The sequence below is a fragment of the Halomonas sp. 328 genome, from assembly GCF_015645095.1.
In the GTDB taxonomy this organism is placed as follows: domain Bacteria; phylum Pseudomonadota; class Gammaproteobacteria; order Pseudomonadales; family Halomonadaceae; genus Bisbaumannia.
The window spans coordinates 1-9,908 of the sequence record NZ_JADOTW010000052.1; the positions used below are offsets into that span (position 1 = coordinate 1).

Annotated in this window: 11 protein-coding genes and 1 tRNA gene; 8 read left to right on the plus strand and 4 right to left on the minus strand. The window is 66.3% G+C overall.

The annotated features are described in order from the left end of the window. A tRNA-Val gene (locus tag IHD13_RS17480) sits at positions 1-77 on the plus strand. A 106-nt stretch (positions 78-183) separates the two neighbouring features. On the opposite strand, the gene IHD13_RS17485 is transcribed toward IHD13_RS17480, so the two are convergent. The 4 genes from IHD13_RS17485 to IHD13_RS17500 form a co-directional block, all read right to left on the minus strand. After that, positions 184-645, minus strand: a complete 462-nt coding sequence (locus IHD13_RS17485; RefSeq protein ID WP_195862319.1) for a GAF domain-containing protein — start codon at positions 643-645, stop codon at positions 184-186. Between the two features lie 68 nt (positions 646-713). Next, a complete protein-coding gene (locus IHD13_RS17490) occupies positions 714-1,532 on the minus strand; it encodes a MetQ/NlpA family ABC transporter substrate-binding protein (RefSeq protein ID WP_195862320.1) in 819 nt (272 codons plus the stop codon). A gap of 46 nt (positions 1,533-1,578) precedes the next feature. Next, complete coding sequence (locus IHD13_RS17495; protein ID WP_195862321.1) at positions 1,579-2,232, minus strand: methionine ABC transporter permease; 654 nt, start codon at positions 2,230-2,232, stop codon at positions 1,579-1,581. Beyond that, positions 2,213-3,256: a methionine ABC transporter ATP-binding protein gene (locus IHD13_RS17500; protein WP_195862322.1), complete on the minus strand. Its 1,044-nt coding sequence runs from the start codon at positions 3,254-3,256 to the stop codon at positions 2,213-2,215. Before IHD13_RS17500 ends, IHD13_RS17495 begins: the two co-directional genes overlap by 20 nt. 394 nt (positions 3,257-3,650) lie before the next feature. Between IHD13_RS17500 and IHD13_RS17505 the strand changes: the two genes are divergently transcribed. The 7 genes from IHD13_RS17505 (at position 3,651) to IHD13_RS17535 (ending at position 9,753) form a co-directional block, all read left to right on the plus strand. Next, on the plus strand, positions 3,651-4,283 hold the full coding sequence (locus tag IHD13_RS17505; RefSeq protein ID WP_195862323.1) for a riboflavin synthase subunit alpha: 633 nt from the start codon (positions 3,651-3,653) through the stop codon (positions 4,281-4,283). Between the two features lie 213 nt (positions 4,284-4,496). Then, a complete protein-coding gene (locus tag IHD13_RS17510; protein ID WP_195862324.1) occupies positions 4,497-5,801 on the plus strand; it encodes an NCS2 family permease in 1,305 nt (434 codons plus the stop codon). 8 nt (positions 5,802-5,809) lie between these two features. After that, on the plus strand, positions 5,810-6,355 hold the full coding sequence (locus IHD13_RS17515; protein WP_195862325.1) for an adenine phosphoribosyltransferase: 546 nt from the start codon (positions 5,810-5,812) through the stop codon (positions 6,353-6,355). Between the two features lie 36 nt (positions 6,356-6,391). Then, positions 6,392-6,883, plus strand: coding sequence for a xanthine phosphoribosyltransferase (gene gpt, locus IHD13_RS17520; RefSeq protein ID WP_195862326.1), 492 nt, complete (start codon positions 6,392-6,394; stop codon positions 6,881-6,883). A gap of 70 nt (positions 6,884-6,953) precedes the next feature. After that, positions 6,954-7,658 (plus strand): uracil-DNA glycosylase, encoded by a 705-nt coding sequence (gene ung / locus IHD13_RS17525; protein WP_195862327.1) that lies wholly within the window; start codon positions 6,954-6,956, stop codon positions 7,656-7,658. 132 nt (positions 7,659-7,790) lie between these two features. Beyond that, entirely contained in the window at positions 7,791-8,420 is a 630-nt protein-coding gene (upp, locus tag IHD13_RS17530) for a uracil phosphoribosyltransferase (RefSeq protein WP_195862328.1), read from the plus strand. Between the two features lie 88 nt (positions 8,421-8,508). Next, positions 8,509-9,753, plus strand: coding sequence for a uracil-xanthine permease family protein (locus IHD13_RS17535; RefSeq protein ID WP_195862329.1), 1,245 nt, complete (start codon positions 8,509-8,511; stop codon positions 9,751-9,753). Positions 9,754-9,908: the final 155 nt, after the last annotated feature.

Sequence of the window (9,908 nt, forward strand, 5' to 3'; positions counted from 1 at the left end):
AGGACCATAGCTCAGTTGGTTAGAGCGCCACGTTGACATCGTGGAGGTCAGCGGTTCAAATCCGCTTGGTCCTACCAAATCTCGACGCCCCGTGACTCCTGGTCACGGGGCGTTCTCGTATGGGCGCCATCCGCGGCGAGTCGCCAGACCGGCCTGGCGGGGCCGGCCGGGGGCTTGGCCTCGCTAGAGGTGCTCCAGGTCGGTATGGGCCTGGAAGATCGCCACCAGGGCCTCGATGCCCGCCTGGTCCTGGGGGGTGAAGCGCCCCAGGCGGGGGCTGTCCAGGTCCAGCACGCCCCACACCTCGCCGTCGTGGAGGATCGGCACCACCAGTTCGGCCCGGGAGGCGCTGTCGCAGGCGATATGATCGGCCACGGCGTGGACGTCGTCGATGCGCTGGGACTCGTGGCTTCGCGCCGCGGCGCCGCAGACGCCCTGACTGAAGGGGATGGGGGTGCAAGCCGGCTTGCCCTGGAAGGGACCCAGTACCAGGGTCCGGGGCCGGCGTTGGAGGTAGAAGCCCACCCAGTTGAGGTCGGGGAGTTCCTGCATCAGCAGGGCGCAGGTCTGGGCGCAGTTGGTCAGGGGGTCGCGATCATCGAGCAGGGCGGCCAGCTGGCGCCCGAGCATGGCATAGTCGCTCATTGTCTCTCTCCTAAAGCGCAGGGCCGACCCGGCATGGGTCGGCCCTGTGGATGTGGCGCCGGCGGGACTTATTGCCAGCCGGGGACCGCGCCGCCGTCGAACAGCTCCAGGGCCTTGGCGGCCACCTCGTCGCTCTGGTAGGCGGAGACCAGCTGCTGGATCTCCTCGCGCTCCTCGTCCCCGGCGCGCACCGCGATCAGGTTGACGTAGGGGGACTCGGGGCCCTCGCGGAGCAGGGCGTCGTCCAGGTGCAGGCCGGCGGGCTGGGCGAAGGTGTTGTTGATAAAGGCCAGGTCCACGTCGCGCAGGATGCGCGGCAGCTGCGCCGCCTCGATCTCGCGGAACTGGTAGTTGTGGGGGTTGTCGACGACGTTGACCGGGGTGGCCTCGAGGTTGTCCGGGTCGTCCAGGGCGATCAGGCCGGCGTGGTGCATCAGGATCATCGCCCGGCCGCCGTTGGTGGGGTCGTTGGGCAGGGCGATGATGGCCCGCTCCGGCAGCGCCTCGATGCTGTCGTGCTTCTCGGAGTAGGCGCCGATCGGGTAGACGAAAGTGTGGCCGGCGACCACCAGGTCATAGCCGCGATCCTCCACCATGCTGCGCAGGTAGGGCTCGTGCTGGAAGGCGTTGGCGTCGAGGCTGCCGTCGGCGAGGGCGGCATTCGGCGAGACGTAGTCGGTGAACTCGATGATCTCCACGTCCAGATCGTAGCGCTCCTTGGCGAGCTGCACGGCCACTTCCATCACCTCGGATTCCGGGCCGGACATGGTGCCCACCTTGATGCTGCGGGTGTCGTCATCGCCGCCGCAGCCGGCCAGCAGGGCGCTGCCGAGCAGGGTGGCACCGATCAGGGCGGGGCGCAGCCAGGTAGCCAGGGGTCGTTGCATATTGAAGCTCTCCTTGTGTCCAGGAAGTGCCGGCGAGCCGGCGGAGTCACTTGTGATTGGCGCGGCGTACCAGGGCGTCGCCGAGGCTCTGGAAGCCCTGCACCATTACCACCAGGATCGCCACGGTGATCAGCATCACCATGGGGTCGAAGCGATTGTAGCCGTAGCGGATGCCCAGGTCGCCCAGGCCGCCGCCGCCCACGGCGCCGGCCATGGCGGAATAGCTGACCAGGGTCACCACGGTGATGGTCAGGCCGGTGATGATGCCGCCCCTGGCCTCCGGCAGCAGCACCTTGGTGATGATCTGGAAGGGGGTGGCGCCCATGGATTGGGCGGCCTCCACCAGGCCGGGGGAGATCTCGTTCAGCGAGCCTTCCACCAGGCGAGCCACGAAGGGGATCGCCGCCACGGTCAGCGGCACGATGGCGGCATTGGTGCCGATGGAGGTGCCGACGATCAGCCGGGTGAAGGGGATGATCGCCACCATCAGGATGATAAAGGGCACCGAGCGGCCGATATTGGTGGTGACGCCCAGCACCTGGTTGAGCAGCGGTCGAGCGAGGATCTGCCCCGGGCGGGTCACATAGAGCAGCACCCCCAGGGGTACCCCCAGCAGGGCCGAGAGAAGCCCCGAGATCCCCACCATATAGAGGGTATCCAGGGTCGCCTTGAGAATCAGGTCAAGCATCGCGCTGGACATGGCCGAGCACCTCCACGTCGAGGTCATGGGTTTCGAGATAGGCGATGGCGCGGGCGGTCTCCTCGGCGCTGCCGATCAGTTCGGCGATCATCAGCCCCAGGGTGCGTTCCTGAATCGACTCCACCTTGGCCTCGAGAATGCTGACATCGATGCCGCACTCCCGGGCCAGGCGTGAGATCAGCGGAGTGGAGACGGCGTCGCCGCCGAAGGCCAGGCGCACCACCGGATGGGTGTGCTCGCCGGAGGTGGGCTCCAGGCGTTCGACCAGTGCCGCCGGGGGCTCCAGTTGCAGGAAGTCATTGAGGAAGTGGCGGCCCAGCTCGGTGCGCGGGGCGGTAAAGAAGTCGCCGACCTCGGCCTCTTCCACCAGTTCGCCGCCGGAGATCAGGCCGACCCGGTGACAGATGCGCTTGACCACCTCCATCTCGTGGGTGATCAGCAGGATGGTCAGGCCGAGTCGGCGGTTGATGTCCTGCAGCAGGTCGAGGATGGCGCCGGTGGTCTGGGGGTCGAGGGCCGAGGTGGCCTCGTCGCAGAGCAGCACCTTGGGGCGGCTGGCCAGGGCGCGAGCAATGGCCACCCGCTGCTTCTGGCCGCCGGAGAGCTGGGCGGGGTACTGCTCGCGCTTGTCGGCCAGGCCGACCAGATCCAGCAGGGGCAGCACCCGCTCGCGGATTTCCGCCTTGCCGACGCCCATCAGCTCCAGGGGCAGGGCCACGTTGGCGAAAACGGTGCGCGAGGCGAGCAGGTTGAAGTGCTGGAAGATCATGCCGATCTGGTGGCGGGCCTGGTTGAGGGCGGCGCCACTCAGTTCGGTGAGCTCCTGGTCGTCGACCCGCACGCTGCCGGTGGTGGGGCGTTCCAGCAGGTTGACGCAGCGAATCAGGGTCGACTTGCCGGCCCCGGAGAGGCCGATGACCCCATAGACGGTGCCCTTGGGGACCTCCAGGTCGATAGTCTTCAGGGCCTGGACGGCGTGCTCGCCGCTGCCATAGGTCTTGGAGAGGTTGCTGAGCTTGATCATGGGTCCCGTGGACTGGTGGGGGCGCCGGGCGGGCGGGCAGTCGCAGGGCAAAAAAAAGGCCACCCTGGCGGGTGGCCATCAACGCTGGACACACCCTTTTAGCTGCACTTACCGCCCCCTCGAGAGGGGGTGGCGGCGCCCGCAATCCGGGTACAAATCGGCGCCTGAAATGAATGAGCGAATGCTAGTGGTTATTGAATGGGCTGTCAACGACAGTTCGGGCCAAGTTGTCGCCGATGACGCCTTCTTGCAGAAAATATTACTGCGGCGGGCCGGTGGGGCCCAAGGAATCTCGCTTGCCGAGGGAGAGGCCCGAGGCGGGGCGGGCTGGTAGACTAGGGCGTTATCCGGGGCCGCATGGGCCGGCCCGTCTCACCATGCTTCGGGAGTCGAGATGTTTACTGGAATCGTACAGGGTACCGCCACGCTGGTCGAGGTCGTCGAGAAGGAGGCCTTCCGCACCCATGTGGTGGCATTGCCGCAGGCGCTTCGCGAGGGACTGGCCCTGGGGGCCTCGGTGGCCCATAACGGGGTCTGCCTGACGGTCACCGCCATCGATGGCGAGCGGGTCAGCTTCGACCTGATGCGCGAGACCCTGCGCCTGACCAACCTGGGCGACCTGGCGGTGGGGGAGCGCGTCAATATCGAGCGGGCCGCCCGCTTCGGCGACGAGATCGGCGGGCACGCCATGTCGGGCCATGTAATCTGCATGGCCGAACTGACCGCCATCGAGGAGGCGCCCAACAACCGGCGCCTGTGGTTCCGCCTGCCCGAGGCCTATGGGCGCTTTCTCTTCGACAAGGGCTATATCGGCGTCGACGGCATCAGCCTGACCATCGGCGAGGTGCGCCAGGCCGCCGAGGGGCCGAGCTTCTGCGTCAACCTGATCCCCGAGACCCTGTCGCGCACCACCCTCGGCGAGCGCGCCGAAGGCGATCGGGTCAATATCGAGATCGACCCCCAGACCCAGGCCATCGTCGAGAGCGTGGAACGGATGCTTGCCGTCCGCCTGCCCCAGTCGTCCTGAGGGCCGCGGCCTGACCAAATCGTCAAGGCTGCGTTTGCGGTAAGGGATGGCGCCTGCAGCAGCCATTGCTTATACCTGTATGACGCCGGAAAAAGCGCCCTGCCGATCAGGCGGCGGTCGACGCGCATTGCGTCTCGCGTCGCGCCGCCGCTTTGGGTAGTATGTGCGCCTTTTCCGCCTCTTGACCATCTACGCAAGCGCACGGGGCCCCCGATGCTGAAACGACTGCTGGACGACCACTTCAAGCTCAGCGAGCACCACACCACGGTTCGCACCGAGGTCATCGCCGGGATCACCACCTTCCTGACCATGGCCTATATCATCTTCGTCAACCCGAGCATCCTCTCGGAGACGGGAATGGACTACGGGGCGGTCTTCGTGGCGACCTGTCTGGCGGCGGCCGTCGGCTGTCTGATCATGGGGTTGTGGGCCAATTATCCCATTGCCCAGGCGCCGGGCATGGGCCTCAATGCCTTCTTCACCTATGGTGTGGTGCTGGGCATGGGCTACACCTGGGAGGCGGCGCTCGGGGCGGTGTTCTTCTCCGGCTTCATCTTCCTGTTGCTGAGCATCTTCAAGGTGCGCGAGTGGATCATCAACTCGATTCCGCTGTCGCTGCGCCTGGGCATCGCCGCCGGTATCGGTCTCTTCCTGGCGATGATTGCACTGAAGAATGCCGGTATCGTGGTCGCCAATCCGGCCACTTACGTGGCCCTGGGGGACATGTCCCAACCGCCGGCCATCTACGCCATGCTGGGCTTCTTCGTGATCACCGCCCTGGCCTATCTCAAGGTTACCGGGGCGGTGATGATCGGGATTCTGGGCATCACTGTCCTGGCCATGGTGCTGGGCCACAACGAGTATGCCGGCCTGGTCTCCATGCCGCCCTCCATGGCGCCGACCTTCATGGCGCTGGATCTCGCCGGGGCGCTGGATATCGCCATGCTCAGCGTGATCTTCGCCTTCCTGTTCGTCGACCTCTTCGATACCTCCGGGACCCTGGTGGGGGTCGCCCATCGTGGCGGCCTGCTCGACAAGGATGGCAAGTTGCCTCGCCTCAATCGGGCGATGATCTCCGACAGTAGCGCTTCCATGGCCGGTGCCGTGCTGGGGACGTCCACCACCACCAGCTATATCGAGTCCACCGCCGGCATCGCCTCCGGGGGACGCACCGGCCTGACCGCCGTGGTGGTGGCCATCCTCTTCCTGGTGAGCCTCTTCTTCGCGCCCCTGGCCGGCTCGATTCCCGCCTACGCCACCGCCGGCGCGCTGCTCTATGTGGCCTCGCTGATGGCCGGTAGCCTGGCCCATGCCAACTGGGAGGACGCCACCGATGCGGCCCCGGTGCTGATCGCCGCCCTGGCCATGCCACTGACCTTCTCGATCGCCGAGGGCATCGCCCTGGGCTTTGTCAGCTATGTGGCCATCAAGGCGCTGGCCGGGCGTTTCCAGGATCTCAACCCGGCGGTGGTGATCCTGGCGGTACTCTTTGCCCTGAAATTCCTGTTCCTGGATTGAGAGAGTCGATGAGCATCTACGCTGACTACATCAAATCGGTGATTCGCACCGTCCCCGACTGGCCGCAGCCGGGGGTCAACTTCCGCGATATCACCCCGCTGCTGCAGAACAGTGCCGCCTTTCGCAAGCTGATCGACAGCTTCGTGCATCGCTACCAGGAGATGGACCTGGACGCCATCGCCGCCATCGATGCCCGCGGTTTCATCATCGGTGCCCCCCTGGCCTACGAGCTGGGCTGCAGCTTCGTGCCGGTGCGCAAGAAGGGCAAGCTGCCGTTTCGCACCGTCAGCGAGACCTATACCCTGGAGTATGGGCAGGCCGAGGTGGAGCTCCATGCGGACGCCTTCAAGCAGCACGATCGCATCCTGATCATGGATGACCTGATCGCCACCGGCGGCACCATGTTGGCCGCCGCCAAGCTGATCACCCGCTGTGGTGGTCAGGTGGTGGAGACCGCCACCATCATCGACCTGCCCGAGCTGGGCGGCTCCCAGAAGATCCGCGAGGCGGGGCATAGTGTCTTCGCGGTCTGTTCCTTCACCGAGGACGAGTAACCTCGTCCTCCCCTCTGGTTTACCGGTACATCGATCATGAGCGCCAATCGCTATCAGCAACACTTCACCGTTTCCTGGGATCAGCTCCACCGGGATGTGCGGGCCCTCTGCCACCAGCTGGTGGAGCGTGACTTCCAGGGCATCGTCGCCATCACCCGGGGCGGGCTGATTCCCGCCGCCCTGATCGCTCGGGAGCTCAATGTGCGCCTGATCGATACCGTCTGCATCAAGAGTTACGACCATATGGAGCAGGGCGGACTCGACGTGATGAAGGGCGTCGATCACGACGGCGATGGCTGGTTGCTGGTGGATGACCTGGTGGATACCGGCAAGACCGCCCGCAAGGTGCGCGAGATGCTGCCCAAGGCGCACTTCGTCACTGTCTATGCCAAGCCCGAGGGGCGTCCCCTGGTGGATCAGTGCCTCACCGAAGTGGCCCAGGACTGCTGGATCCAGTTCCCCTGGGATATGGGCATCGCCTATGTGCAGCCCCTGGTGGAGCAGGTGCGCAAGGGCGACGATGACTGAGTCCCGGGGCGGCGAGGCGTGGCCTCGCCGCGATGATGCCGTCAGCGACGTCAGTAAAGAGAGTTGGTCGATGTCAGGATCCCCGCTTCCCGAGAGCTGGAGCCGCTTCCTGGGCCCGGAGTTCCAGGCCCCCTACATGCAGCAGCTGCGCGAATTCCTCGCCGCCGAGAAGGCCGCTCGCAAGGTCATCTATCCCCACTCCAGCCACTGGTTCCGTGCCTTCGAGCTGACCCCTCTGGAGCGGGTCAAGGTGGTGATCCTGGGGCAGGACCCCTACCACGGCCCCGATCAGGCCCATGGGCTCTGCTTCTCGGTGCGCCCCGGGGTGCCTACGCCCCCCTCGCTGGTCAATATCTACAAGGAGCTGGCCGGCGATCTGGGGGTGAGCCCGGTGAATCATGGCTTCCTGGAGCCCTGGGCGCGTCAGGGCGTGCTGATGCTCAACAGCGTGTTGACGGTGGAGCAGGGCAATGCCGGTGCCCATCGGGGGCGCGGCTGGGAAACCTTTACCGATCGGGCCATCGCCACGGTCAACGAGCAGTGCGAGGGGGTGGTCTTCCTGCTCTGGGGGAGCTATGCCCAGAAAAAGGCGGCCTTCGTCGATCGCAGCCGCCATCTGGTGCTGCAGTCGCCCCATCCGTCGCCGCTCTCCGCCCATCGCGGCTTCTTCGGTCAGCGTCACTTCTCTCAGGCCAACGCCTTCCTCGAGGCGCGCGGCCGCGGCGCCATCGACTGGCAATTGCCCCTCGAGCCGATCTCGGAGGCGTCGACGTGAGAGGGGCGTTGAGACCCCCGCCTGGCGACCTCGGCGTCGTCGACGACTCTTAACCTCACGGCGCCAGGCGGCTAGACCGCGGCGTCATCCGACCCACGCTATTGCGACTTTATTTTCTTCAAGGGCCACCCAATGAGCGTTCATGCCATCCAACACCCCCTGGTCAAGCACAAGCTGGGCCTGATGCGGGTCGCCGACATCAGTACCAAGAGTTTTCGCGAGCTGGCCGGCGAGGTCGCCAAGCTGCTGACCTACGAGGCCACCCAGGACCTGGAGCTGGAGACCATCGAGGTGCCCGGCTGGAGCGGTGAGCCCCTCGAGGTGGAGCAGTTGAAGGGCAAGAAGGTCACGGTGGTACCGATCCTGCGCGCCGGACTCGGCATGCTGGATGGGGTCACCGACCTGATTCCCAGTGCCCGGATCAGCGTGGTGGGGCTCTATCGCGACGAGGAGACCCTCGAGCCGGTGCCCTACTTCGAGAAGTTCACCAATGATATCGCCGAGCGCCTGGCCATCGTGATCGATCCCATGCTGGCCACCGGCGGCTCCATGGTGGCGACCCTGGATATGCTCAAGCAGCGGGGCTGCCGGCAGGTCAAGGTGATCGTGCTGGTGGCGGCGCCGGAGGGGATCGCCCGGGTCCAGGAGGCACATCCGGACGTGGAGATCTATACCGCGGCCATCGACGAGCGCCTCGACGAGCACGGCTATATCGTGCCTGGCCTGGGGGACGCCGGCGACAAGATCTTCGGTACGCGTTGATATCGGGGATGCGGGGCCTCCCTCCGCCTCTTCTACACCAGTCATTCCACGCCCCGGTTCCCCTGGGGCGTTTTTCTGGAGATTCGCCATGAGTGACTCCTCGGCGGTCGTGCCCCGCTCGACCGACTCCCTGCCCAGGACCCTGCTGACCGGTGCCCAGATGCTCTTCGTGGCCTTCGGCGCCCTGGTGCTGGTGCCCTTGCTGACCGGCCTCGACCCCAGCGTGGCGCTGTTCACCGCTGGGGTGGGTACCCTGGTCTTCCATGCGGTGACCCGGGCCACGGTGCCGGTCTTCCTGGCCTCGTCCTTTGCCTTTATCGCACCGATTCAGGGCTCGGTGGCCAGTTTCGGGGTCTCGGCGACCCTGGGTGGCCTCTTGGCGGCGGGCCTGGTCTATGTGGTCATCTCCCAGGCGGTGCGCCTCAAGGGCACCGCCTGGCTGCATCGCCTGCTGCCGGCGGTGGTGGTGGGGCCGGTGATCATGGTGATCGGCCTGGCCCTGGCGCCGGTGGCGGTCAGCATGGCCACCGGCGAGACCAGCGAGCATATCGGCTATGGCCAGGCGATCACCCTGTCGATGGTCAGCCTGCTGGTGACCCTGGTGCTGGCGGTCTTCGGCCGCGGCCTGCTGCGCCTGATCCCGATCATGGGCGGTATCGTCACCGGCTACCTGCTGGGCCTGGCCATGGGGGTGATCGACTTCACCCCGGTGACCGAGGCGGCCTGGCTGGCGCTGCCGGCCTTCACCGCGCCGAGCTTCCACTGGGCGGCGATCCTCTTCATGATTCCGGTGGCGATCGCCCCGGCGGTGGAGCATATCGGCGACATGGTGGCCATCGGCTCGGTGACCCGCAAGAACTACCTGGAGACGCCGGGCCTGCATCGCACCCTGCTGGGGGATGGCCTGGCCACCACCACGGCAGCGCTGTTCGGTGGCCCGCCCAATACCACCTACTCCGAGGTCACCGGGGCGGTGACCCTGACTCGCGCCTTCGATCCGCGGATCATGATCGTGGCTGCCGGGGTGGCGATCGTGCTGGCCTTCGTGGCCAAGCTGGGTGCCCTGTTGCAGACCATTCCCGGGCCGGTGATGGGGGGCATCATGACCCTGTTGTTCGGTTCCATCGCCGTGGTGGGGATGAATACCCTGGTGCGTGCCGGTCACTCCCTGACCGCGCCCCGCAACCTGGTGGTGATCTCGCTGATCCTGGTCTTCGGCATCGGCGGCATGCAGCTGGGCGGCGGCCAGTTCACCCTTCAGGGGGTCAGCCTGGCGGCCCTGGTGGGCATCGTCCTCAACTGGGTGCTGCCACCGGCCAACGACGAGGCCTGATCACAAGGCCCGGACTCGAGAGAGTTCGGGCCTTGTCTTTGGGAGGCGACCATCGTCGAACCTGGCGGGCAGGCGTGATGCTGCTCGGTGCCGCCGTCGGAGAAGGAGGGCGGCGGGCTTGTGTTAGCGGCGCTGATTCAGCGCGGTACCGCCGA

Coding starts and splice junctions, on each gene's coding strand:
- IHD13_RS17485 (WP_195862319.1), bottom strand. CDS start 645: ATGAGCGACTATGCCATGCTCGGGCGCCAGCTGGCCGCCCTGCTCGAT.
- IHD13_RS17490 (WP_195862320.1), bottom strand. CDS start 1,532: ATGCAACGACCCCTGGCTACCTGGCTGCGCCCCGCCCTGATCGGTGCC.
- IHD13_RS17495 (WP_195862321.1), bottom strand. CDS start 2,232: ATGTCCAGCGCGATGCTTGACCTGATTCTCAAGGCGACCCTGGATACC.
- IHD13_RS17500 (WP_195862322.1), bottom strand. CDS start 3,256: ATGATCAAGCTCAGCAACCTCTCCAAGACCTATGGCAGCGGCGAGCAC.
- IHD13_RS17505 (WP_195862323.1), top strand. CDS start 3,651: ATGTTTACTGGAATCGTACAGGGTACCGCCACGCTGGTCGAGGTCGTC.
- IHD13_RS17510 (WP_195862324.1), top strand. CDS start 4,497: ATGCTGAAACGACTGCTGGACGACCACTTCAAGCTCAGCGAGCACCAC.
- IHD13_RS17515 (WP_195862325.1), top strand. CDS start 5,810: ATGAGCATCTACGCTGACTACATCAAATCGGTGATTCGCACCGTCCCC.
- gpt (WP_195862326.1), top strand. CDS start 6,392: ATGAGCGCCAATCGCTATCAGCAACACTTCACCGTTTCCTGGGATCAG.
- ung (WP_195862327.1), top strand. CDS start 6,954: ATGTCAGGATCCCCGCTTCCCGAGAGCTGGAGCCGCTTCCTGGGCCCG.
- upp (WP_195862328.1), top strand. CDS start 7,791: ATGAGCGTTCATGCCATCCAACACCCCCTGGTCAAGCACAAGCTGGGC.
- IHD13_RS17535 (WP_195862329.1), top strand. CDS start 8,509: ATGAGTGACTCCTCGGCGGTCGTGCCCCGCTCGACCGACTCCCTGCCC.